The following is a 25,277-nucleotide window of genomic DNA, read 5'->3' as shown; positions in this document are numbered from 1 at the left end:
TGCTACCAGCCCTCTGCAAGAGGGCTGGCGACGAGCTGACTCCAGCGATGATTCAGTGGAAAACAGGATGTTTTTCAAAGGCCCGATCTACTTCAGGGGCCATGGCATATCGGTGTAGTGCTGCAATAACCCTGGCGGGAAATCCAGTGTCAGGAAGTGACCCAGAGTGCACATGAAAGCAATACACAGCACCGTGTAGATCACGCTGCGTGACACGCCAAGAGAGGTTCGTACCATCAGGAAAGTCATGATGAAAACGGTTATCGACAGGATGAACCCGAACAGTGCTGTCATACCGAACAGGAACACGAACCATCCCACCGATGGCCAGACCGTCGTGCCGTCATCGGCTCCTCTGGCCCTGGCAGCCACCTCCTGGTCAAAATGAGCCGAGTGCCCAGGCGCCCCATTCAGGAGCATCATCACCATATAGCCCATGAACGCGACCATCAAAACCGATGTGTAGAACGGAAACACGGACCCGAGAAAGCTCAGAGGTGCACTGCTCAGGACACCATACAGAAACGTTACGAACAGCAGAACGGCAAACACGATCTGCGGTCGTCGCTCTTTTCTGCTCGCACCACCCAGTATCGGCTTGTCCACCTTCTTGCCATCGGCATCGAGATTCACGGCACCATCCTCCGACACCCTGCTGCGCAGCGCCATGAGCGTGGAGCCGATTGCCAGCGCACCGATGATCAACACCCCGGGGCGTTGAACGAATTCCCAACCGTAGAATTGCAATGCCTGGTACAGGTAGTTTTCAGCCTGACTTGAAAGCACAAAGCCGATCAGGAATGCTGGCCTTGGCCAGCCGAAGCGGCGTAGAAAGATGCCGACCATTCCCACTGCAAACAGCACCAGAAGATCAGTCAGGTCCCGTCGCGCCTGAAAGGCGGCAAAACAGATGATCATGATCATGAAGGGCGCAATCAGATTGAATGGAACGAAGGTCAGTCGAGCGATCGGTACAGCGAGAAAAAAGCAGAAGGCCGCTCCGACGATGCTTGAAAATGCCAGCGTCCAGGCAATCGTGTAAGTCAATTGCAAGTCTGTGGTTACCATCGATGGACCGGGCTGCAAACCCAGCAGCGCCATGCCACCCAGAAACACCGCCATGCTGCCCGAGCCGGGGATTCCGAAGAGCAATGTCGGCATCAACGCGCCACCCTGAAGCGCATTGTTGGCAGCCTCGGGGGCAATCACTCCCTTGACTTCGCCCTTGCCGAACTCGCTGGAGTCCTTGCTGGCCTGCACGGCATGACCATAGGCAATCCAGTCAACCACGCCACCACCCAGACCGGGAATGGAGCCGATGAAAGTACCCAGGGCCGAGCAACGCATGACCAGGAACCAGTTTTTCAAGGTATCTCGCACGCCTTGCAGCCAGCCGTCTCCCAGACCTGAACCGGACGCTATCGGGCGAGAACGGCGAATCAGATCGGCAATTTCGGGAATGGCGAACAGACCCAGTCCGATGATGACCAGCGGAATGCCGTCTTGCAGGTAGTCGATACCCAGATCGAAACGACTCTCGCCGGTAGCAGGTGCGGCACCCATCGCGCCTACCATAAGCCCCAATCCGGCTGCTACCACGCCGCGCATGATGCTCTCGCCAGCCAGCACACCCACGACCGACAATCCGAGCAGGGAGAACATGAACAGTTCAGCCGTTGTGAATGACAATATCAGTGGCTTGGCGACAACCACGAAACCGGTCAGCATCACGGCGCCGAATACCCCGCCCAACAACGAGGCTGAAAACGCAGCACTGAGTGCGCGCGCCGCCTGCCCCTTCTTGGCCAACGGAAAGCCGTCGAGAACAGTCGCCTGACTGGCGCTGGAACCGGGTATACCCATCAGAACCGACGTGAAGGTGTCGCCGGTGGGGATTACCGCGACCATGCCGACCAGCATGGCCAGAGCTGATGTCTGATCCATGCCGTAGATGAAAGGCATGAGTAGCGACATTCCCGCAATACCGCCCAGACCGGGCAGGATACCGACGCCCAGCCCGACAACGATGCCGAGGAACATATAGGCAAAGTGATGAAACGATATGAGCGCGACGAAAGCACTCTGGATGGCTTCGAACATGAAATGACTCCGTGAAAGTGGACGGCCGGCGTGGCACGGCTGTTGCCGTGACGGGCATCAGTCAGGCGGAATCACCAACAGGGCAATTCCGCTGACTGACGCTTGAAGCGGCTTCGCGACAATCAAAAGCGCGCGTTGTAGTCTTTTTCAAGCAGCGCTCTCACCCAGTCTCGTGCCACCGGGTCGATCGTCGTGCCCTCGGCAAACAGTGCATCAGCCGCTTCGTCGGTGACCTGTTCATAACCTCCCAGTGCATCGACCTTGGCTGCCTGGTATTCCGGATCATCCTTCATGTTGCGCACAGCCTCGCGGTAGGCTTCCACGATATCCGCGGATGTCCCCTTGGGCAGCATCAACAGTTTCTGGGCTGGAAACCCGGCAATCAGAAAGGCCTTGAACGCATCCCATTCGATACCTTCGGGTGGCTTGCCAGTGACGGTTTCAACGGCTTCACCGATGTGCGGCAGATCGGGAAAGTTCGGATCACGAACGATGATGCCATTGTCGTCAGCAGCCCCCATGCTGAACAGGGGGACAGCCTTGCCTTCCTCAACCATGGGCAGTGAGCTCTTGAGATAGGCGGACGTGGTCTGGAAATCGATATTGGCTTCACCTCGTTCAAACGCCAGACGCCCTTCACCGCGGCTCTTCATACCGAAGACATGTTGTACATCGAGACCCAGCAGACGAAAGGCCAGTAACGGTACGAGATCCAGTGAAGTCGCGCCCTGGCTCCCATAGATCAGCCGCTGGCCTTTCAGCTTTTCCAGATCAGCAAGGGATTCGACACCCAGCTCGCTATCGAGATAGGCAACACCACCGGTTGGTGCCGCAAGCACCACCTGCCAGTCCTTGTATTCGTACTTGACGCGTTTGTCATCGAGCAGATAGGGGAACTGGGTAGATGCCGATGTACCCAGCACACTCATGCCGTCCGCTTTGGCACGCTTGGTAAACTGGTTGGCACCAGTGATCGAGCCGCCGCCGGGCACGTTCTTCACTACCACCGTGGGTTGTCCGGGCAGGTGCCGGGACAGAAACGGCGCGTTGAAACGAGCCCAGGTATCAGAGCCTCCACCTACGCCGAATGGCATGAAGAATTCTATCGTCTCATCACTGAAGTCGACTGCTTCAGCGTAAGCCGGCAGGGGTGAGAGCACGGTTGCAGCGACAAGGGCCGCCGTTGCGCCGAGCAGGTCTCGACGTGTGAGATTCATGGCGTTTTTCATGGTATTTCTCCGTTGTGGGTACATCAATTTTGTGGTGAAACGGTAAAAGCCGTTTCTGGAATGGTGTGTCTTTCAGGAATCACCACGACACCGCTGAGCAGCGGCCTTGCCGTGGTGACCACAGAGCCGCTGGCCACCAGCGGCATGTTGCCGGGTGTGTGATCGGTGACATCGACATGGCATTGCATGCTGCCGCCCGGATGCTCGACGACGATTCGGTCGTAGTGCTTGACATCCAGCTCAACGCAGGCTTCCGCGACAGAATCCGTCACATGACAGGCCGCAGCCAGTCCCAGCGCGCCAGAGATGGCAAACGTTGCGTGGCACCAGGTCGGTGAAAAATAGCGTGCCGCGATACTGCCGCCGTGGCGCGGAGATGCGACGATGGCGACTTTGGGCAGCGCGATACTTGCAGAATCCTCAAGTCGCATCAGCCTGGCCGCCTCCAGTCGAATGCGTTTCAGATTGCTGGAAAACTCGATGTCGGCATCGAGCTCTTCCTTTGACTCGTGACCTGTTTTGCCAAGCGACTCGGCTTCAACGATCGCCAGAGGAATCGCACAATCAATGCAAGTGACTTCTACGCCGCAAATGATGTCCCGCGCCTTGCCGGTCGGCAACAACACGCCGGTACGCGTACCGGCAGGATCGAGGAAACGCAGTTGCAGCGGTGCAAAACTGCCAGGCACGCCATCGAGACGACAGTCGCCCTCATGGTTGACCTTGCCCTGTGGCGTCGACAATGTGACCTCGACAATCTTGCCACTGTTGAGGTTGAGCACACGCACACAGCTCTCGGGGGAGGAGGCGGGAATGATTCCCTGCTCTATCGCGAAAGGTGCTACAGCGGCAAGCATATTGCCGCTGTTCGGCAGATAATCGACAAAGTTTCGGGCGACGGACACCTGGGCAAACAGATGTTCCACATCAACGTCCTCCCGGGCGGATGCCTGAACGATAACCACTTTGCTACTCTGGCTGTCACCACCGCCCATGCCATCAATTTGCCGAAGATCCGGAGAACCCATTGCAGCCAGCAACAGTCGATCTCTCTCATCTGTCGCTGTCGGTAGATCCTGTGCAAGGAAAAACAGTCCTTTGGACGAACCGCCTCGCATCAGAACGCAGGGAATGCATCTCATCCGTCTTGTCTCCTCTGCCCACTGCTCTTGCCTGGTTGTGCCAATAGTAGGGTGGAAGGTAGTTTGTACGGAAATGCAATAAATCGTATGATTGATTCGAAAAGCGCATAAGAGAAAGTCAGCGAACGAGGAAGCCAATCCATGAAATTCGACTTCGACGGCATTCAGGCCTTTGTCGCAATCGCCGAAACAGGCGGATTCACCGCAGCTTCCGAATACCTGCATGTCACACAGACGGCATTGACGCGTCGCATCCAGAAGCTGGAATCCTACCTCGACCTACGCCTGATTGATCGGACGACACGATATGTCGAACTCACGCCCGTGGGCCGCGAATTTCTCCCACAGGCCAAGTCCATTGTGGAAGAGGTCACAAGGGCTGTAGACCGCCTGAAGGACGTGTCAAAACACGGCGTCGGTCATTTCACGATTGCCAGCATCCCGACGATGGCCTCCTACAAACTACCCGAGGCCATCAAGCGCTATTCGCTCACCCACCCCGGTAACCACATAAGAGTCATCGACACCAACGCATTCGATGTGCGCGATGCCGTACTGCATGGCAAGGCCGAGCTGGGAGTCGGTATGTCCACCGAGCACCACCCCGAACTTGAGGAGACTCCACTGCTCGAAGAGCCGTACATGTTCTTTTGTCCGGCAGATCACCCCCTGGGTAACAAGAAGCGAGTCGTCTGGTCGGATCTCAACGACTCTCATCTGATTACCATCAGCACCTTGAGTGCAAACCGCGTGCTGATGGATTATCAGCTGGCCAAGCATGGCATCAAGCTGTCCGGCACCTATGAAGTACGCCATCTGTCCACAGCTCTCGGTCTGGTATCAGCAGGTGTCGGCGTTGCCATATTGCCTGAATCCACACTTGAGCCCCGCATACGCTCAGGCATCAGCAGAATCCTGCTCAGCGGTCCAACCATCAAGCGTCAGATTGTCGTGTTCCGCCGGCGAAAGAGCACGCTTTCACCAGCGGCCAGCGCCTTCTTCGATCTGCTCGTGAAGAACCAGGGCAGGGAAGACGACACACATTGATCGCCTGTCGAAGGTCGTTCGAAAGGCGCGCTTCTGGCGACGGCATGTGCAAACCGTGCTGAACGAGTGAAATCACGCCCCGCGAGCAGTAGCGCTCAGTGCAATCTGGATTTTTGCGCTTTTGACAAGAGCACGAAATACAGGCGTCTCAGCTCTGTGTCATGCAGATACAACAGCCGGCGATCCAGCTTGCCACCTTCTTCGGCCCGCCATTTCTCACGATGTGCCTCTATGGTTGCCTGTTCGTTGGCTGTCAGAACATTGGGCATGCACCCCAGAATTACCGACACACCATTGACCCCGACCACGGTACAGAACAGCACATCGCCTTCGGCAAAAGACCGGCTGCCAACAGCCTCCACCACGACATCCTGCTCCGTGTAGATTTCTCGCAAGTGCAGGCGGTCATCTTCGGCTACGGCCGTCACCGAATAAAAGCTGTACGGTGCCGTGGTGGCAACATCGATCGTGCCTTGCTCGACCGGACCCAGCTCACCCCGGTTGGCCTTGAGAAATTCAGCGGCAATCGGGTGGTCTGACAACTCGGAGGCGAAGGAGTCACGGCCCAGTGCCGTATCATCCGGTAACCAGGCATACAGATACCAGTCGTTGAACGCAGCCTTGTAGGCCTGTTCTTCACCGGCGATGGCCTCATGCCCCCAGCGGCTGAAATCCTGCCAGGCGGCATTCTCGACTGACTCTCCGTATTGCTCCCGACCGGCTTTCTCCAGCCTGGGGCACAACTGCCGCACCACCCGCAGGATGTCGTCTCCCGAGAGCCCTGTCTCGGTTTGCATACAGCATTTCTTGTACTTCCTTCCACTGCCGCAATGACACGGATCGTTGCGCTTGCTCTTCAAGATGTGTTTTCCGGACCGAAAGAATGTCGCTAGTGTAAGCGAGCTGAGACTCGAGGTCCATGAAGGCAATGGATACGCGTATTCCCTCACAATCGGCGATATTCGCCAATATCGGGAAAACCTCTGTTGTACTGTGCCAGCACCGATACTTTATCAAGAAGAATCCGGTACAGTCCCTGAACCGACGCAGTTCGACGTCCGTTCAGGGTATCCTACTTACCAGACTACCGGCTATACCGTACCACCCAGCGAACCTTCCAGCGTCGCCAGTTCCTGCCCACCCGCCATCAGATCCTGCAATTCCTCGGCAGTGATTTCGTCCTTGAGTGCCGTACCCAGCGTCTTGCCACGATTGAGAACGGTGAAGCGGTCTCCAACGGCCATGGCATGTCTGACGTTGTGTGTGATGAAGACAACGCCCACACCTTGCTTGCGCACCCGATCAATCGTGGCCAGTACATTCGAGGTCTGCCGCACGCCCAGTGCCGAGGTGGGTTCATCCAGAATCAATACCTTCGCACCGAAATAGACCGCACGAGCGATAGCCACCGTCTGCCGTTCGCCACCTGACAAGGTACCCACCGCCTGATCGGGGGCTCGCAGGTTGATGCCCATCTTCTTCATCTCCTCGATAGCGGCCTTGCTCGCAGCTTCCGTATCAAAGCGTTTGAACAGTCCTTTTCCTTTCGTAGGTTCACGGCCCATGAAGAAATTTCGGGTAACCGACATCAAGGGGATCATCGCCAGATCCTGGAACACAGTGGCAATGCCTGCTTCCATGGCATCCCGCGGACTATCGAAATTCATTGGCTTGCCTTCGAAATGAATCGAACCATGCGTCGGTTTGTGTACCCCGGACATGGTCTTGATGAACGTCGACTTACCTGCACCGTTGTCACCCAACAAGCAATGACACTCACCGGCACGAACATCAAATGACACCCCGTTCAAGGCAATGACGTTACCGAAATGCTTCTCGATACCTTCCATATGGACAATAGGATCGGTGGACATATCAGCGTTCTCCCGTGACACGCTTGCGTATCATGTTGTTGAAAAGTACGGCGATCAGTAGCATGCCACCCAGGAATACCAGGTACCAATCCTGATCGATCTGCGTATAGCTGAGGCCGATCAGTACCATGCCGAATATGATGGAACCGAAGAACGCACCGATGGCCGATCCGTAGCCCCCCGTCAACAGGCAGCCTCCGATGACCGCTGCGATGATGGCTTCGAATTCCTTCTGAAAACCTCGTCGTGCATCTGTCGAACCACTGTCAAGCACTGTTATGATGGCAACCAGCGCAGCACAGGCCGCCGTCACCACGAACAGGCCGATCTTCACCTTGCGAACGGGCACACCGGAATTGGATGCCGCATTGGCGTCACCTCCAGAGGCAAAGATCCAGTTGCCAACCGGCGTACGCAACAGCACATAGGTGGCAATACCGGCGATAAGGATGAACCAGAGAATTTCCACGGGAATGCCTTTGACCTTGGGCGTGCCATTCTGGAAAGTATCGATGAGTCCCATATCTGCCAGAGCCAGGAACAATCCGGGGAAGGCATCGCCGCTGAAGATCGGCGTCAGAAAGTCATTCTCCACGGCAGGGCGTATCCCGCGCAGCTGCGTTGACCCGTCGGTGGCCGCCTTCAAACCGACCAGTGACAGACCACGGTAAATGAACAGGAATGCCAGGGTCACGATGAAAGAGGGCAGGCCTGTTCGGATCACGATCTGCCCATTGACGGTACCGACCACCGCTGCGAACAGGAAGGTCAACGGGATGGCCAGTATCAATGGTTGCCCGAAGTTGACCACGCAGGCCCCGAAGAACAGGCCGATAAACGCAATCATGGAGCCGAGCGACAGATCGAACTCACCACCGATCATGAGCAGTGCTGCACCGATGGCCAGAATTCCCAGCTGCGCCGCCGGGGACATGAAGTTCATGAAGCCAGCCAGCGTGAACATGGCGCTGTCGGCAGTTATAAGAAAAAATATGGTGACCAGTACGACGCCGGCTATGGCTCCCAGCTCTGGCCGCTTCATCAGGCTGGCCATCGTGGATTCGGACTTCAGCCGTTCGTCGTCTACCGTTGTCTCACTCGACATGATTTTACCTCTCGGGATGCTGTATTTGGATTGGAGCGAGGTGACAATGACCACCTCGCTCCACAGGTTCCGTTAATGTATTAACGGATACCCTTGGACGACAGATCGATTACCTGCGCAGCCTTTTCCTGCGTGATCAGGTTAGGACCTGAAGGCACATCGCCACCTGGCATCAGGCCGTATTCTGCGTGCAGTGCCAGAAAGGCCACTGGCAGATAACCCTGCAGGAACTGCTGCTGGTCAATGGCAAAGGCTGCATTGCCTTCGGAAACCGACTTCAGGAAATTGCCGGAAAGGTCGAAAGAGCCCACGAGAACCTCACCCGTACGACCGACTGCATCGACAGCGGCAACAGCTGGCTCGCCGGCAAGCGACGCACCCAGAGCAATCACTGCGTCGATGTCAGGATTGGACTCCAGAGAGGCTTGTACCTTGGACTGGATTTCACTCGGATCATTGGTTGTCGGCATGACATCTACTGGTCCACCAAACCCTTCGGCAAAACCTGCACAGCGATCGTCAAGTGAAATGTTGCCCACTTCGTGGTTGATGCACAGACCGTGGTTACCGCCCAGCTCAGCCATCTTCTCGCCAGCAGCCTTGCCCGCATCGAATTCGGACTGTCCCACATGCAGCAATGCGCCAAGCTCTTTCGCCGCATCGCCACCCGAGTTCATTGAAATTACCGGTATACCAGCTGCAACGGCATTCTGGATGGAGGGGCCGAGTGCATCGGCATCCGGTACCGAGACAACCAGGCCATCTGGCTCCTGGTTGACGGCAGCATCGATCAGCTGACTCATCGCGATCATGTCGAACGTTTCGGGTGCCCGATATTCGACGTTTGCGCCAGTATCCGCCGCCGCTCTCTCGACACCATTCTTGACGACTGACCAGAAGGGATCACTGGCCTGTCCGTGACTGACGACAATGATATCGGCAGCCATCAAGGCGGGTGCTGCGACCAAGGTCGCGGCGGCGATAGTTGTTTTAACAATTCTTCTCATTCTTTACTCCTGTTGGAATGTCATGAAAGACAAGCGAGTGGCTTGCCGGTGTGTGCAGAATTTCTCCGCGTGGTAATTCGTCAAGCGATCCTATCCGGGAACACTCAGAGAGTTGTTCCGACATCGATTCGAATGACAAATATCTGGTCTATCTTTTCTTGAAAAGACAATGTGCGTGCAATTGCGCCAGTGGTCTATCAAGCACTCATCAGCCGATACTCGACGTCACGGTAAATGCCTGCCTGAATGCACTCAGTGCCACTTCCGGATCGCCGGAGGCAAATGCTTCCATGGCGACCGGTCCCCGGTAGTTCATCGCGTCGAGTGCACTTGCGATATGGGCGTAGTTGATCTCTCCGGATCCCGGCTCACAACGGCCCGGATTGTCCGCGACTTGTATTTCACCGATCCAGGGCAGGCATTTCTCGCACCAGCGCACCAGATCACCTTCTCCAATCTGCGTGTGATAAAGGTCCAGATTGATTCGCAGTTGCGGTCGGTCCACGGCCGATACCAGTGACAATACATCTGCCGTGGAATTGAAGGGACAGCCTGGGTGATCTTGCAGGTTCAGGTTTTCCAGCGTAAATACGACACCTTCGTCCTCCGCCAGATCACACAGCCTGTTCAGCGTATCCCGGGCTTTCAACCACATCGCGCCCGTAATTACATCAGTCTGTAACTTCGGTATTCCTCCTTCACCCAAACCCGTACCGTGCAGGTTGAGACGCGATACACCCAGCCGTCTACCGACCTGTATGGTCTCGCGGGCTGATTTCAGCAGTGCCGCAGCACCTTCATCGTCAGCCAGCCTGCCTTCCAGGTAACCATTCATGATGGTGTAGTCGGCACCCACGGCTTCGAGTCTGGCCAGGTCGTGCTCTGGCCAGTTCCATAAGCCGACACCAAAACCGAGTTCCGTCAGTCTTGACGCACGCCACTCTATCGGTTTGTCCTGCCACAACATTTCAGCGCAGGCGGCCAACTGGAAAGGGATGGTCATTGCATTTTTGTCCGAGGCGTTCAGTGATTCGAAGCGTGTATGCCTTCAGGCGTCGCGCTCGAGAATCCACTCGACTTCCGGAGCTGGAACAAAGCGCCACTTGCGCAGTGGGCCGGCCATCACGTTCAGGTAGTACATGTCGAATCCGTGTGGTGCGGCGCAGGGATGATGCCCGCGCGGCACCAGTACGACGTCGCCATCGGCTACGGCCATGGTCTCATCCAGTGAGCCATCGTCGGTATATACCCGTTGCACACCAAATCCGCTTGCCGGATTCAGGCGGTGGTAATAGGTCTCTTCCAGATAGGTGATACGGGGAAAATCATCCTCATCATGGCGATGACTGGGGTAGGACGACCAATTGCCGGCGGGGGTGAAGACTTCCGTGACCAGCAGGGAGTCGCAAAAATCCTCGTTCTCCATGGCGATATTGTTGATATAGCGCTTGTTGGAACCCTTGCCGCGTTCGGTCAGCGTGATCCCGTCAGGGCCTATCCTGCGTGCTTCATGCCCGCCCTTGCCGGGCGCAGTGCACACGGCAATGACGCAGTCGGTCTCGGCTTTCGCATCCCATTGCGTATCGTTGGGCAGATACAGGCAGTGCGGAGCCAGTCTTTCAAAGACATTCATGCGGTTGCCCAGTACGCCCCAGTGCTGGCCTGCGCCGTTGATCTCGGCCTTGCCTTCCACCATGACGAGAATCACTTCTCTGTCGCCCGTGGCTTCGCTGGCTGTTTCGCCGGCACGCAATCGATACAGAGAAAATCCGACATAGCGCCAACCGGCGCTGGTGGCTGTTATCTCATGGACCTTGCCATGATTCCCGAAGGGTTTTTTCAACAATACTGACATCAGATCGACTCCTGGTCTTGCTTGTTGGTGTTGATCATGAGCCCTGATTTCTGGCAGATCCTGACGATATGCTCATAGCCCATGTTGGCGTATTCATAGGGTGGCGCCTTGGCAGGATCCTGCTCGGCTTCAACGACAATCCAGCCCGCATAGTCCTGCTTGCGCAACAGGTCGGTAACACCCTGAAAATCGATGCAACCTTGCGGGTCACCCGGTACGGTAAACACGCCTGCTATCACGGCATCGAGGAAACTCATGTTCTCGCGTCGAGCTCGCTGCATGACATCTTCTCGCACATCCTTGAAATGCACGTGGTGTACGCGATGACCCCAGGTATCCAGTGTGCCGAGTACATCAGCGCCACCAAAATGCAGATGGCCTGTATCAAAGAGCAAGGTGACGTCATCCGAGCTGCCTTCCATCAACCAGTTCACATCGTCCTGATCCTCGATCATCGAGCCCATGTGGTGGTGGTAAGCCAATACCAGCCCCTGGCTGGCTGTCCAGCTTGCCAGCTCGGACAACTTGGCGGCATAGCTCAAGATGTCGTCTCGCGTCAGCTTGGGCCGATCGTTCACGGCAACCGACTGATTGCCCTGAACGGTGTTGGAACACTCTGCGTAGACGATGCACGGAGAACCCAGAGCCACAAACTGCTCGACTTGCTGTGAGATCATCTGCTTTTCATCGGCAACCGATGAATTCATGAGATTGCCGGAACACCAACCGCCACACAAGGCCAGCTGATTGTCAGCCAGGTAGCTGCGCAGGCCTTCCGTATCCTGTGGCATGCGTCGACCACGCTCGACCCCGGTGTAGCCGATCTTGCGTGCTTCCTGCAGTGCCTGCTCCATGGTGTAGGCGGCAGTCAGCTCTGGCAGATCGTCGTTTTGCCAGGAAATTGGGGAAATACCGATTTTTATGCTCATCGTGTTTTTCTATCTGTCACTGCAGCCTCGTAGGCAGCTCGAATCTCGTTCATGTTTTCTCGTTCGCTCACCTCAGGGACCGCGACATCCCACCAGGTACCGCCATGCGGGGTAGAGGGGTATGGGTCAGTGTCGATGACGATCACATAGGGACCCTTGATGTCCGCTCGTCTGTCCAGAGCCTCCTCCAGCTCGCCGATGCTGGATACCGACAATGCCGTTGCGCCCATGGAGCTGGCGTGTTGCACGAAGTCGATGCGCGACGGCTGCTCGTGGATGGCGTGTTCGAGCAGATTGTTGAACTCGGCGCCTCCCGTGCCCATCTGCAAGCGATTGATACATCCATAGCCGCGGTTATCAGTAACAACCACGGTGAAACTGATGCCCATCATCGCCGCCGTTGCCATTTCCGAATTGGCCATCATGTAGGTTCCATCGCCAGTGAAGCAGATGACGTCACGATCAGGTTCGGCCATCTTGATACCCATGGCACCTGCAATCTCATACCCCATACAGCTGAAACCGTATTCCATGTGATAAGCGCCCGGACGGGGGGCTTTCCACAGCTTGTGCAGCTCTCCGGGCATGGTCCCGGCAGCAGACATGACCGCTGTGTCCTGATGGGAGGCACGTTGCACGGCACCGATGACCTGCATGTCTGTGGGCAAGGCATTGGTGTCTGTTGGCGATGACGCTGGTGCATCAGTGAGCACGTCCACTTTCCCGAACCAATCCGCTTTCAGAGACTCAGCAGGTGCATCGAAGCGATGTGAACCAAGTTGTTCCGACAACTCATTCAGGCCCACCCGTGCATCCGACTGCAAGGGCATGGAACCGCGTTTCGCGGTGTCGTGCGCCGCGGTATTGAGGCTGATCACCGTACGGTCAGGGTTCGAGAACAGAGACCAGGAGCCGGTCGTGAAGTCCTGAAAGCGCGTGCCGACACCCAGTATCAGATCTGCCTCGGCACATACCGCATTCGCCGCTTCGCCACCGGTCACACCAATGGGGCCGAGGTTGAGTGGATGGTCCCATGCCAGCGCAGACTTTCCTGCCTGCGTCTCGGTAACCGGCACCTGATGCTTCTCGGAAAATTCCAGCAGCGCAGCAGTGGCATCCGAATAATGCACGCCGCCGCCGGCGACAATCACCGGGTGAGTTGCCGAGCGAATCGCATCGACTGCCCGTTGCAGCTCGGCTTCATCCGGGCGGATACGTCGGCGGTGCCAGACCGTGGGCTCGAAGAAGGACAGGGGGAAGTCATGGGCTTCCGCCTGTACATCCTGGCAGAAGGCCAGCGTCACCGGTCCGCAATCGGCAGGGTCTGTCAGCGTGCGAAAGGCTCGCGGCAGCGCCGTCAACAACTGCTCCGGACGCATGATGCGATCGAAGTAACGACTGACCGGCCGAAATACATCGTTGGCACTGATGGTGCCGTCATTGAAATCCTCGATCTGTTGCAACACCGGATCCGGCCCGCGGTTGGCAAAGACATCACCCGGAATCAGCAGCACCGGCAGACGGTTGACATGCGCGAGCGCTGCCGCAGTCACCATGTTGGTGGCACCGGGACCAATCGATGAGGTCACCGCCATTGCACGGCTGCGGCGCAGTTGCTTGGCATAGGCAATGGCGGCATGCGCCATCGTCTGCTCGTTGTGGCCACGCCACGTCGGCAGGGTTTCGCGTGCCCCGTACAATGCCTCACCAATGCCAGCGACATTGCCGTGACCGAAGATGGCCCAGACGCCGGCAATGAAGGGTGTTCCATCTTCCGTCAGCTGCGCACCCAGGTAGCGCACCATGGCCTGAGCCGCAGTAAGTCGAATCGTCTTACTCATGTGAGTCTCCTCGTGCCAGCGCTTTGTCCCAGAGCGTGCAAAGTCGTCGGTAGTTGTCTGCCATGGTGGCTATCGCGTCCTTATCAGAGAGTTCGCCTCGCATCCATCGGCTGGCGCTGTCTGCAAAGATGGTTCGTCCTACGGCAAACCCCTTGACCAGCGGATAACGGGCCGCAATGTCGAAGCTCTCGGCCAGCTTCTCTTCGCTTTCGCCCAGGCCCAGTACGACAATGCCGCGAGTATTCCGGTCATGCCGTTCTATCGCATCAATGGCCTGCTGCCAGGCTTCCGGCGTAGTCATGGGTTCCAGCTTCCACCAATCGGGATAAACACCGGCGGCGTAGAAGCGCTCGATGATCTGTGCGGTCGTGGTGTCGTTGACCGCTGCGACCTTCGATGGGATGACTTCCAGCAGAAACTCCAGACGATTGCGACGACAGGCCTGAAAGAGACGCACGATGGTCGCTTCATGATCGGCCCAGGTTGCCTCATCATCATCCGGGTGGCAGAAACACAATACTTTCACGACCTGGTCCCGAGGCCATTCGGACAATCCACCATAATCCGGTCCGATACCGGGCTCGAGAGTCAATGGGCGTGAACCCGGCCATTCAACCGGACGACCGATCCACAACGGGGTATCGACAGCCCGATAGAGGGCATCACGACCGAGGCGCTCATCGCACAGCAGGCCGTAACCGGGCTGACCTTGTGCGACCCTGTTGGCGGCGTCCAGGCACAGCAATTTGAACTGGCCGATTTTCTCGTTGGTAGCGCCTTCCAGCTCTTCCAGCTGTATTCGGTGGTCGAATGCAAAGATTCTGACCGAGGGCCAGTCCAGATGGCGGTTGCTCGCCCAGTGAACTTGTTCAAGCGCCACGTCATTGCGCAGATCCGGTTGCTTTATGCCTCGCTCGAAGAAGAACTGCAGCTCTTGCCAGCTGGGGTAGGCCGGTGTGCAACCGTGTCGACTGACAGCAAATGCACCGCAGGCGTTCGCGTACTTCAGAGCGGTAGGCCAGTCTTCACCGTCAAGCCAGCCTTTGAGTAAACCGGACATGAAGCCATCTCCGGCTCCCAGCACATTGAAGACTTCAATGGCAAAGCCAGGACCGCTTTCGCCATCATCCAGCGTGTCCGGAATGTCACCCGTAAACGCAACCGCGCCAGCGGCTCCACGCTTGCAGATCAGAGCGGCATTCGAGACGGCTCGAACCGCCTTTAGCGCCGCTATCGTATCCGTCGTTCCACCGGCAATATGAAATTCTTCTTCTGTGCCGACTATCAGGTCAAACAGATGCAGAGTCGACTGCAGCTTGGCCGTTACCTGATCGGAAGCCACGAAACGGCTCTCCCCCTCACCATGACCCGCAACTCCCCAGAGGTTGGGGCGATAGTCGATATCCAGCGCGGTCTGCATTCCTTCCTGACGGGCAATATCCAATGCCTTGAGAGTCGCCGCTTCCACTTGCGGATGACTCAGGTGAGTACCCGTGGCCACGACTGCACGAGCATCGCGAATGAGTGCCGGATCGATGTCGTCGACCGTCAGCCCCATGTCCGCACATTGCTCACGATAGAAGATCAGCGGGAACTGTTCCTGGTCACGTATGCCCAGCAATACCAATGCTGTCAGACGCTCGGCATCCACCTTGACGCCGCGTGTGTCGACACCTTCGCGCTCCAGTTCTTCAAGGATGAAGCGTCCCATGTGTTCATCACCGACACCGGTGATGACCGCCGACTTCAGCCCGAGTCGGGCCGTACCACAGGCGATATTGGTGGGGCTGCCACCAATGTACTTGTCGAACGAGCGCATGTCCTCGAGGCGGCCGCCAACCTGAGCGCCATACAGGTCTACTGAAGAACGACCAATCGTAACAAGATCAAGTTTTTTCACATCCGTTCTCGGCTGATAATCAGATTAGGTGAGTATTCGTATTTGCTGAAGCTGCTGATCGACTACAGGCAGCTCGACGCGCTGCCAGCCCGGCCAATCCTGGAATCTCCGGGCTGGCTGACAATCAAACGTCTGCCAGTCTTACCGGCAGACCTGTCTGCATCGATGTCGTCGCAGCTTCGGCCATTGCCAACGCGGCAACCCCATCTTCCAGAGTGATTGGCAGAGCCTTGTTGTTGATGACCGCGTCGACGAAAGCGGCCCATTCAGCATCATAGGCCGGCATGTAGCGCTCGAGAAAGAAGTAGGTAGGCCTGGCGTTGATGACACCGGTACTGGTGCTCTTGACAAGTGAGTTTTCGGGCACATTCACGACCTGAAGCTGACCTTCCGAACCGAGAAGCTCTACGCGCTGATCGTAGCCGTAAGCGGCTCGTCGAGAGTTCTTGATGACGGCAATACGCCCATCGGCATAGCGCAGGGTTGCAACGGCGGTGTCCACATCGCCTGCTTCGCCGATGGCGGGGTCGACTAGGGAAGACCCGATGGCCGTAATGGACTCGGGTAGATCGCCCATGATGAAATTCGCCATGTCGAAGTCATGAATCATCATGTCCCTGAACAAGCCACCGGACACATTGACGTAGCTGACGGGAGGCGGGGCAGGGTCGAACGAGGTGATGGACAGCAATTCACTCTTGCCGATTTCACCAGCGACAGAGGCGGCTTTGAGAGCGGCGAAGCTGGGATCGAAACGTCGATTGAAGCCGACCATGACGGGCTTTCCATTGGCACTGGAGACCTTCAGACAGGCCCTGGCACGCTCAAGGCTGAGATCCACCGGCTTTTCGCACAACACCGCCTTGCCGGCAGAGGTGGCAGCCTCGATCAGATCGGAATGCGTATCGGTAGAGGTCGCGATGAGGACGGCATCGATCTCCGGATCGGCGATGATCTGATCCACACTGCGGGCTGCCGCGCCGTGGAGAGCGGCCAGTTTTTTGGCACTCTCCGGGGCAACATCGGCAACGGCGGCCAAGGTGCTGCCGCGGTGAGCGGCGATGGCTTGTGCATGTACGGTGCCGATCCGGCCGGCACCCAGAAGGCCTACTCTCAACATATTCCTCTCGTTCCTTTTAGTGAAATCCAAACATGGGAGTGATGATGCCCCATCTTGCACGCGCGTGCAAGCTGTTTTTGCTCGCGCGTGCAAGATGGTAATGTTGATGAGAATGCGGGGCGATACCGTATCGCTTCAAAAGAGAGACACCGATACCCTGTAAACTGAAAAGAACGATGACGGGACAGATCTATGACCGGAGTCGCACTATCTTTCGGTAGTCGGCGACGGCAGACTCTTCAGCGGAACTCGGCCGGTGTGCAGGACATCAGCGATTGATCAGCATTCAGTGCAACAACAACCATGAAACCGGACAAACTCCGCGAATCCATAACCGCAAATGACGTTGCAGAACTGGCTGGAGTCTCGCGCTGGACTGTCAACAGGGCCTTCAAACCAGATGCCTCTATCTCGTCAGAGAGTCGCAGAAAGGTTCTGGAAGCGGCAGACCAGCTGGGCTATACACCGGATCTGATCGCCGCCAGCCTCGCATCTGACAGGAGCAATCTGGTATCGCTGCTCATCGATGACTTTTCGAACCCGCACAAACTTGTCATGATGGAGCGGCTCACGCGCATCCTGCGCCATAGTGGCTGGGGCACGCTACTGGTGAACACACTGGATGAGGATGATGCCGCGCTGGCTCTGGTGAATGCGCGACAACACCGTGTCGATGCCGCCGTGTTGATTGGCAGTCAATTCAGCGAATCCATTCTTGCGGCAGCGGGCGGAGCACAACAGGTAAAGAAGCTGATTCTCTTCGCTCGCTACTCGGCAGACCCAGGCACCATTTCCGTGTGTTGTGACGACAAGGCGGCGATGGAGAGCATCGCGGATCATGTCATCAGCCGCGGGTTCAGCCATCCCGTTTTCATTGCTGGACCGCAAACACAAAGCGCTCACCTGATGCGCAAGGAAACTTTCCTGAAACGATGGCAGGACGCCAAGGGCAAGCAAGCGGCATTTGCACCTGTCGAGACCTACGATCCTCAGATAGCATACCGGGAAGTCACTCGTTATCTGTCTGGTCTGGAGCGCTCAGAGTGGCCGGATATCCTCGTCTGCGAGAATGATGCACTGGCCATGGGCGCCATTGACGCCGTACGGCACGAGTTCGGACTACGAGTGCCTGATGACATCGCTGTCACCGGGTTTGACGACACCCCAGTGGCTGCCAACCCCAACTATCGACTGACCACATACCGACAGCCGATTACGGCTATGGCAGAAGGCCTGGTCGATGTATTGAGAGGGGAGTACGATCCGGATGCGCTCAGCCGTTTCATCGGACGCCTCGTCGTTCGCGAAAGTGCCTGAGCACAGACTCGCACGACAGAGGTTCGATCCATACCCTTCGGCGCGACCTGGAAAATTGCTCGTGGTTTGCGCGTACGGCAGTGATTGACCATGCGGTGCCTTGGGAGCCTGCAGTCGACACGCACAAGCGGCCAATTGCTGACAGGGCTGTTGATCGAAAATCATCGAGATACCGCGAATCAATGACGTCGGTACATTGCGTCGTCGCATGACGACTTGCATTACTGCAAGCGTCCAGTGACAGACCGACCAGGAGCTTGCCGGCAGGTCCACACTGCCTGTCCATGTCAGCGAACCGGACTGAAACCGTGAAAACAGCGTGAGCTGCATTCAGGCCACCCGGGGTTTCGCGCCGGTTCAAGCTCATGGTCTGGCCTCTTGCCTCCTCCTGTCAGAGGCGAACTCGCTGGCTGTCGCAGTGCCCCCAACATTACAAATCTTCAATTGCATGAAAATATGTTTGTTTATTTCATGAAAATTGATATTATTTTTTCACCGACTGATACGATCCTTTCATGGAACGGGGGGCAGACAAACCGTGAAGACGAAACACCAAGACCTTTCGGGTCACGTGAATCGCACGCGCAAGATGAGCAACACAGCCTGTTTCCGTGAATTGAAACAAGGTGTCTGCCGCGCAGAACAGCAACGCCTCAAGGCGAATCCACCCTGCGACAGACCCACTACCGTGAGTTGATCAATGACTGAAGACTGGCCGGTCCCCGCCTGACCGAGCCATCTTCCTGATACCCCGACCCTTGCAGGTCGAATCTCCATACAGAACGGCAATTACCGTTCTGTACGGGAGAGTAGTGCCTGACCGCTCTTCCTGAGCGATTGAACCACAACCAAACTTGAGGAATATCCCCATGACCGCGGACGACTTTGACGTTCTGTTCGATGCATTCAATCGTCACGACATAGATGCCGTGATGCCATATTTTCACGATGACATTGTCTTTGACACCGTGTCTGGCCCCGAGCCCTACGGCACGCGCATCGAAGGAAAAGATGCCGTGAGGCAACAGTTCGAGAACACGTGGGGGACCATGCCCGACGTGCAATGGAAAAACGGCAGCCATTTTCTTGTATCCGACGATCGAGTGGTATCAGAGACCACCTTCATTGCAACCAATCCTGATGGCAGACGACAACATGCCGATAGCGTGGATCTGTTCACCATCAAGGATGGAAAGATCATTCGTAAACAGGCATTTCGAAAAAATCGTCCACTGCTGGATCCGATCTGAGGCACAAGCCTCCCACACGAAAGCGTCGACTTTGCAAGCATGACTCCCTGGGAGAGTCTGCATGGCCGGCACCTGTCCATTGGAAGGCAGGTGCCTGTATCAACGTCGTCTGTTCACCACACACCCCATGGATAGTTCAATGTCAACCAAACAGCCCTATAATCCCGGTTACGATCCACTCTACGACAAGAACCCCGGTACCGGGGTGGAGTACGCCCCCACCTATTGGGTCGATAATGCAGGCCCGCCTCCAGAGGATGATGGACCCGTCAATGCCGATATGGATGCCGATGTCGTTCTGATCGGCGGTGGATTCACCGGCACGGCCACAGCCCTGTTTCTCGCCCGCGAGCATGGCGTCAAGGCCGTGGTGCTGGAAGCCAATCAGATCGGCTGGGGTTGTACCAGCCGCAATGGGGGGCAGGGACACCTGGCATGGGGACGCTTGAGTCGTAGTGACTGGGTCAGGAAATGGGGTCTTGACATGGCACGCCGATTACACGCCAACAGCCTGGAAGGGTATGAAGTCTTCCGATCCATGACCGAAGACCCGGAAATCGATTGTGACCCACACGGCGAAGGCAATATGTGCATCGCACATTCGCAGGATGCCTACAAGTATCTGAAAGGTGAAACCGAGCTTTGCAACAAATTGCTGGGCTATGAGGTGCGAATGCTCAGCCGTGGCGAAGTGCACGAGCAATACATCGGCGATCAGGAGTCACACGGTGCAATGCTGGAACCGGTGGGTATCGCCGTGCAACCTCTCAAGTTGTGCTACGGCTATGCCCGCGTGGCCCGTCGACTGGGGGCGAGAATCCATACCAGCAGCCCGGTTCTGGAGTGGACAAGCAGGGAAGGCTTGCATTATCTGCGCACACCCGGTGGCACCGTACGTGCCCGCTCGGTGGGGGTGTGCACTGCTGGCTATACAAGTCCCAATCTGCACAAGCTGACTCGCTTCAAGAACATGCCCATCATGGCCAATTCAGTGGTGACTCGCGAATTGACCGATGATGAAGTAGAGGCCTGCGGATTCCGATCCAACATCATGTTCACGGATTCCCGCAAGCTTCGTTATTACTACCGTTATCTGCCCGAGAAGCGACTGCAGATCGGATCACGCAGTTCCATCAGCGGTGCTGATGCGCAGAACCCCAAACACTTGCAGATTGTCCGTGAAGCCATTGCCCGAAAATTCCCGGCGTTGGCAGGCATCGAAACACCGTACTTCTGGCACGGCTGGATGGATATCTCGCATGACATGATGCCTCGAGTCCTGCAACCGGATCGCAAGCAACAGATCTTCTATGCGCAAGGCTATAGCGGCAACGGTGTTTCCTTTTCGGCCTATGCCTCACGGCAACTTGCAAACCTGATATCGGGGAAAGGCATCAAGGAATCGGATATTCCCATCTTCAACTCACCGCTCCCGGCTCATCCACTTCGGCCGATCCGTCGATTGGGTCAGCACGCCCTGTATCGCTATTTCGAAGTGTTGGACAAGATGGGCTGACAACCCATTCACCCAGGGGGAGGGTGCAACTCCCCCACTCACCATCGTACTTGAACATGCTGCCGGAATGACCAACGGGCGAGCGCCTGCGTCTGTCCCTGCACAAACAGGATGTGACACTTCTTATGGCAAATACCGATTCGATACGGGACGACCTTGATGTATCCAATGGTCTGTTCGGAAAATATGATCACAGTCTCTTCTGGCCAATTCTGATTGCCTACACCGCTATCATGCTTTGCGCCTACCTCCTGCCTGACGCAACAGGTGCTGCACTCTCGGGCATGCGAGACTGGTTGATCAGGAACTTTGGCTGGAGCTTTCTATTGGGCGTCGGCGCGACACTGATATTCTGCTTCTATCTGCTATTCAGCCCTTTCGCATCGCTCAAGCTAGGGGCGGATGATGCAGTACCGGAGTTTTCCTATCTCGCCTGGGTCTCGATGATGTTCAGTTGCGGCCTGGGTATCGGCTTCGTTTTCTTCAGCGTTGCCGAGCCGCTGTATCACATGTATACCTCCTCTCATGTCGAGGATATGGGAGTGACAGGGCAGGAGGCCAGCGTGGCCAAGGCTGTCCAACTGACCCTGCTGGACTGGGGCATGCACGGCTGGGCGCTTTATGCCATTGCAGCCTGGGCCATTGCCTTTCCGGCATACCGCCTGGGTCAGCCCTTGACAGTGGCAACCGGCCTCTACGGGATTCTGGGTGAGCGCAGCAACACCAGCGTCTGGGGACGTATCGCCAACTTCCTGGGGATTCTCGGCACCATTGGTGGCAATGCAACCATGATCGGCCTGGGTGTCGCTTCGATCAGCTACGGTCTCAACGTGCTGTTCGGTCTGGACCTGGGCGACCTGGGAAAAGCTCTGGTCATGTTGGTCGTGATCATCGCCTATGTCATCTCGGCGGCCACCGGCGTTGAAAAGGGCATCAAGCTGCTCAGCGAACTCAACATGATTCTGGCCGGCGCAGTTCTGGTTGCCATTCTGTTTTTTGGCGCGGCCCCGACCAGCTACCTGTTGAATCTGACGACCCAGATGTTCGGCGACTATTTCAGTGGCGTGCTGGGATTATCCTTCTGGAGCGATGCCGGCAACTTCGAGCAGCGTGACTGGGTCGGTGGCTGGGTGGTGTTCTACTGGCTCTGGTATGTTTCCTACATCCCCTTCTGTGGTGGCTTCATCGCCCGAATCTCGAAGGGTCGTACGCTTCGCGAATTCATCTCCGGGGTTATCCTGGTCCCCATGGTTCTGACCGTGGCCTGGTTCAGCATCTGGGGCGGTACGGCGGGATATGTCGAGGTCAATCAGATCGCCCCCCTGTGGGACGGCGTTCAGGCAAACCCCGAATCCGGAATCTACGCGCTTCTGGACACCATTCCGGTAGGCGGTTGGTGGCTCAGTGTCATCGTGTTGTTCAATCTGATCATCTTCGCGGTAACCACATCCGACTCTGCATCCTTCTTTGTTGCCATGCAAGTGTCCAATGGCAATGAGAATCCCCGCATCTCCATGCGTCTGCTCTGGGGCTGTGTCATCGGGTTCACGGGCATCGTTTTCCAGCTTGCCGGAGGATTCGATGCCATCAGGGCTCTCGCGATCGTGGTCGGCGCTCCGTTCTTTCTGGTCGGTATCGCGTACATGGTGTCTGTCTACAGAATGCTTGTCGCGACCAATGAAGGACGCCTCTGATACAGCGGAAACGTCAGCCTGAGCCAGTGACTACCTCAGCACAGGCCTGCCACTGCCAGCCAATCTGCGTTGCGCCTGGCGTGTCAGTCAGATCGATCATGATTGACAAACCTTGCCAAATTCCTGTTCCTGCCCGTCACGGTGAAAACCCCTTCGAGAATTTCATGTCGAGTGTTACCATTTTGACGAATGCAGAGCAGGAGACGAATGTGCTGACAGGTGCCGATCTAAGAACATTGCGAAAGAATCGTTCGATGACACTGGCCGAGTTGGCATCCGCCATCGGCCGGTCAGTGGGGTGGGTATCTCAGGTGGAACGCGGGATCTCACAGGTCAGCGAAGCGGAAGTCGAGTTATTGGCGAAGGTGCTGGACGCTCCTCTCGCCATGCTGACAGTGGCAGAAGCGGAGAGCGAAGAGGAAGCCGGCCGAATAGTGAGGGCCGATAATCGTCGCATCGTGGAGCATCGGCGTGACGGTCTTTTCGAAGAACTGATTTCACCGGATCTGACCGATGATTTCGAGATACTTCACTCGACGTTCGAAGCCGGTGCATCACTTGCCGAACCGATTCAACGTGCCACTCAGGAAATAGGCTTCATCATTTCGGGCAAGCTGGATCTCTGGTTTGATGGCGACGTTTTCACGGTAGGGCCCGGCGACAGTGTTCGAATCAGGAATGAGCCCTATCGCTGGGCCAATCCCTACAAGAAGCCTGCGATTGCCCTCTGGGTGATCGCCCCACCGGTGTATTGAGGATAAGCCAGATTCTATCAGCTCCCCGATACCGCCACGGTTCGGGGAGGCATTCGATCAGCCGCTGATCCGAACATTTTCAACCTCAACCTGCTCGGCCAGTATGGGCGGGCGTCTTTACAGCAAGCGATAGAGAAATCACACAATGAAGATGACCACCGAAGAAGCCTTCGTGAAGGTCTTGCAGCGCCATGGTATCGAGCATGCGTTCGGCATTATCGGCTCCGCCATGATGCCCATCTCGGACCTGTTCCCCGCAGCGGGCATCAAGTTCTGGGATTGCGCCCATGAATGCAATGCCGGTATGAGCGCCGATGGCTACACACGAGCCACTGGCAAGATGTCCATGGCCATCGCACAGAATGGCCCGGGTATCACCAACTTCGTCACGCCGGTGAAAACCGCCTACTGGAACCACACCCCCATGCTGCTGGTCACGCCGCAGGCGGCCAACAAGACCATCGGTCAGGGCGGGTTCCAGGAAATCGAACAGATGGCTCTGTTCGAAGACATGGTGGCCTATCAGGAAGAGGTGCGTGATCCGTCGCGTATCGCTGAAGTGCTGAATCGCGTCATCCAGCAGGCGCATCGCCTGGCCGGTCCTGCGCAGATCAACATTCCACGTGACTACTGGACGCAGGTCATCGATATCGAACTGCCACAGGTGGTTCGCATCGAACGTCCACGTGGCGGCGAGAGCGCCATTGCCGAAGCAGCCAAACTACTGTCAGATGCAAAGTTCCCGGTCATTCTCAACGGTGCCGGTGTTGTACTGGCCGGTGGCATCGAGGCCTCCGCCAGGCTGGCCGAGAAGCTCGATTCGCCGGTTTGCTGCAACTACCAGCACAACGATGCGTTCCCGGGCAGTCATCCTCTGTCCATGGGCCCACTGGGCTACAACGGTTCCAAGGCGGCGATGGAAATCATCGCCAAGGCTGACGTCGTGCTGGCACTGGGTACTCGTCTGAACCCGTTCTCCACCTTGCCGGGCTACGGTATCGATTACTGGCCAAAAGAGGCCAAGCTGATTCAGGTTGACATCAATGCCGATCGTATCGGACTGACCAAGCCGGTCACCGTTGCCATCCAGGGCGATGCCAAGCGTGTCGCCGAGCAACTGCTGAGCCAGCTCTCCGGTAGCGCCGGCGACAACAACCGTGACGAGCGACGTTCACTGGTGGATCAGTCCAAGAAGCGCTGGGCCCAGGAACTGGTGTCCATGGAGCATGAAGATGATGATCCGGGTACCGACTGGAACGAGCGTGCTCGTAGCCGTGATCCCGAGCGTATGTCGCCGCGCAATGCCTGGTTGGCGATCCGTGATGCCATGCCCGAGGATGCCATCATCTCCAGTGACATCGGCAACAACTGCGCCATCGGTAATGCCTATCCAACCTTCGAACAGGGCCGCAAGTACCTGTCGCCAGGTCTGTTCGGACCGTGTGGCTATGGTTTTCCGGCGATTCTGGGTGCCAAGATCGGTTGTCCCGACGTACCGGTCATCGGTTTCGCCGGCGACGGTGCCTTCGGTATCTCCATGAACGAGATGACGGCCTGTGGCCGTAACGACTGGCCGGCGATCACCATGGTGATCTT

The 25,277-nt window shown here is 56.8% G+C and carries 20 protein-coding genes; 7 read left to right on the top strand and 13 right to left on the bottom strand.

Going from position 1 to position 25,277, the window contains the following annotated elements; translation table 11 throughout:
• Window positions 1-87: 87 nt before the first annotated feature.
• From ACUNV4_RS21135 to ACUNV4_RS21125, 3 genes are all read right to left on the bottom strand, one after another.
• Complete coding sequence (locus tag ACUNV4_RS21135) at window positions 88-2,100, bottom strand: tripartite tricarboxylate transporter permease (protein WP_430880606.1); 2,013 nt, start codon at window positions 2,098-2,100, stop codon at window positions 88-90.
• Window positions 2,101-2,222: 122 nt separating this feature from the next.
• Window positions 2,223-3,329 (bottom strand): Bug family tripartite tricarboxylate transporter substrate binding protein, encoded by a 1,107-nt coding sequence (locus tag ACUNV4_RS21130; protein ID WP_430880605.1) that lies wholly within the window; start codon window positions 3,327-3,329, stop codon window positions 2,223-2,225.
• Window positions 3,330-3,352: 23 nt separating this feature from the next.
• A complete protein-coding gene (locus ACUNV4_RS21125; RefSeq protein ID WP_430880604.1) occupies window positions 3,353-4,471 on the bottom strand; it encodes a 2-methylaconitate cis-trans isomerase PrpF family protein in 1,119 nt (372 codons plus the stop codon).
• A 141-nt stretch (window positions 4,472-4,612) separates the two neighbouring features.
• On the opposite strand from ACUNV4_RS21125, the gene ACUNV4_RS21120 reads away from it, so the two are divergent.
• Window positions 4,613-5,518 (top strand): LysR family transcriptional regulator, encoded by a 906-nt coding sequence (locus tag ACUNV4_RS21120; protein WP_430880603.1) that lies wholly within the window; start codon window positions 4,613-4,615, stop codon window positions 5,516-5,518.
• 95 nt (window positions 5,519-5,613) lie between these two features.
• Here the strand turns inward: ACUNV4_RS21120 and ACUNV4_RS21115 are convergent, their stop codons facing one another.
• From ACUNV4_RS21115 to iolG, 10 genes are all read right to left on the bottom strand, one after another.
• Complete coding sequence (locus tag ACUNV4_RS21115; RefSeq protein WP_430880602.1) at window positions 5,614-6,468, bottom strand: SEC-C domain-containing protein; 855 nt, start codon at window positions 6,466-6,468, stop codon at window positions 5,614-5,616.
• Between the two features lie 141 nt (window positions 6,469-6,609).
• Window positions 6,610-7,392, bottom strand: coding sequence for an ATP-binding cassette domain-containing protein (locus ACUNV4_RS21110; RefSeq protein ID WP_430880601.1), 783 nt, complete (start codon window positions 7,390-7,392; stop codon window positions 6,610-6,612).
• A gap of 1 nt (window position 7,393) precedes the next feature.
• The gene (locus ACUNV4_RS21105) at window positions 7,394-8,497 is read right to left on the bottom strand and encodes an ABC transporter permease (RefSeq protein ID WP_430880600.1); all 1,104 of its coding nucleotides are present in this window, start codon (window positions 8,495-8,497) and stop codon (window positions 7,394-7,396) included.
• An 80-nt stretch (window positions 8,498-8,577) separates the two neighbouring features.
• Window positions 8,578-9,504, bottom strand: a complete 927-nt coding sequence (locus ACUNV4_RS21100; protein ID WP_430880599.1) for a sugar ABC transporter substrate-binding protein — start codon at window positions 9,502-9,504, stop codon at window positions 8,578-8,580.
• Window positions 9,505-9,712: 208 nt separating this feature from the next.
• The gene (locus ACUNV4_RS21095; protein ID WP_430880598.1) at window positions 9,713-10,507 is read right to left on the bottom strand and encodes a TIM barrel protein; all 795 of its coding nucleotides are present in this window, start codon (window positions 10,505-10,507) and stop codon (window positions 9,713-9,715) included.
• A gap of 45 nt (window positions 10,508-10,552) precedes the next feature.
• The gene (gene iolB / locus ACUNV4_RS21090) at window positions 10,553-11,359 is read right to left on the bottom strand and encodes a 5-deoxy-glucuronate isomerase (RefSeq protein WP_430880597.1); all 807 of its coding nucleotides are present in this window, start codon (window positions 11,357-11,359) and stop codon (window positions 10,553-10,555) included.
• A complete protein-coding gene (gene iolE / locus ACUNV4_RS21085; protein WP_430880596.1) occupies window positions 11,359-12,288 on the bottom strand; it encodes a myo-inosose-2 dehydratase in 930 nt (309 codons plus the stop codon). Before iolE ends, iolB begins: the two co-directional genes overlap by 1 nt.
• The gene (gene iolD / locus ACUNV4_RS21080) at window positions 12,285-14,129 is read right to left on the bottom strand and encodes a 3D-(3,5/4)-trihydroxycyclohexane-1,2-dione acylhydrolase (decyclizing) (RefSeq protein ID WP_430880595.1); all 1,845 of its coding nucleotides are present in this window, start codon (window positions 14,127-14,129) and stop codon (window positions 12,285-12,287) included. The genes iolE and iolD overlap by 4 nt, the downstream gene beginning before the upstream one ends.
• Window positions 14,122-16,029 carry a bifunctional 5-dehydro-2-deoxygluconokinase/5-dehydro-2-deoxyphosphogluconate aldolase gene (locus ACUNV4_RS21075; protein ID WP_430880594.1) on the bottom strand — a complete coding sequence of 636 codons (1,908 nt, stop codon included), beginning with the start codon at window positions 16,027-16,029 and terminating at the stop codon, window positions 14,122-14,124. Before ACUNV4_RS21075 ends, iolD begins: the two co-directional genes overlap by 8 nt.
• Window positions 16,030-16,153: 124 nt before the next feature.
• Window positions 16,154-17,146: an inositol 2-dehydrogenase gene (gene iolG, locus ACUNV4_RS21070; RefSeq protein WP_430880593.1), complete on the bottom strand. Its 993-nt coding sequence runs from the start codon at window positions 17,144-17,146 to the stop codon at window positions 16,154-16,156.
• Window positions 17,147-17,452: 306 nt separating this feature from the next.
• Between iolG and ACUNV4_RS21065 the strand changes: the two genes are divergently transcribed.
• The 6 genes from ACUNV4_RS21065 to xsc form a co-directional block, all read left to right on the top strand.
• Complete coding sequence (locus ACUNV4_RS21065; protein ID WP_430880592.1) at window positions 17,453-18,466, top strand: LacI family DNA-binding transcriptional regulator; 1,014 nt, start codon at window positions 17,453-17,455, stop codon at window positions 18,464-18,466.
• Between the two features lie 869 nt (window positions 18,467-19,335).
• On the top strand, window positions 19,336-19,716 hold the full coding sequence (locus ACUNV4_RS21060; protein ID WP_430880591.1) for a nuclear transport factor 2 family protein: 381 nt from the start codon (window positions 19,336-19,338) through the stop codon (window positions 19,714-19,716).
• Between the two features lie 139 nt (window positions 19,717-19,855).
• A complete protein-coding gene (locus tag ACUNV4_RS21055; RefSeq protein WP_430880590.1) occupies window positions 19,856-21,232 on the top strand; it encodes an NAD(P)/FAD-dependent oxidoreductase in 1,377 nt (458 codons plus the stop codon).
• Window positions 21,233-21,357: 125 nt separating this feature from the next.
• Entirely contained in the window at window positions 21,358-22,926 is a 1,569-nt protein-coding gene (locus tag ACUNV4_RS21050) for a BCCT family transporter (RefSeq protein ID WP_430880589.1), read from the top strand.
• Between the two features lie 164 nt (window positions 22,927-23,090).
• Window positions 23,091-23,681 (top strand): helix-turn-helix domain-containing protein, encoded by a 591-nt coding sequence (locus ACUNV4_RS21045; RefSeq protein WP_430880588.1) that lies wholly within the window; start codon window positions 23,091-23,093, stop codon window positions 23,679-23,681.
• Between the two features lie 145 nt (window positions 23,682-23,826).
• Window positions 23,827-25,277: sulfoacetaldehyde acetyltransferase (gene xsc / locus ACUNV4_RS21040; RefSeq protein WP_430880587.1), on the top strand; the 1,451-nt coding region annotated here is incomplete at its 3' end.

Source organism: Granulosicoccus sp. 3-233, assembly GCF_052681095.1.
Note: the sequence above shows the minus strand (reverse complement) of the source record. Positions and strands in the feature narration are given on the sequence as shown.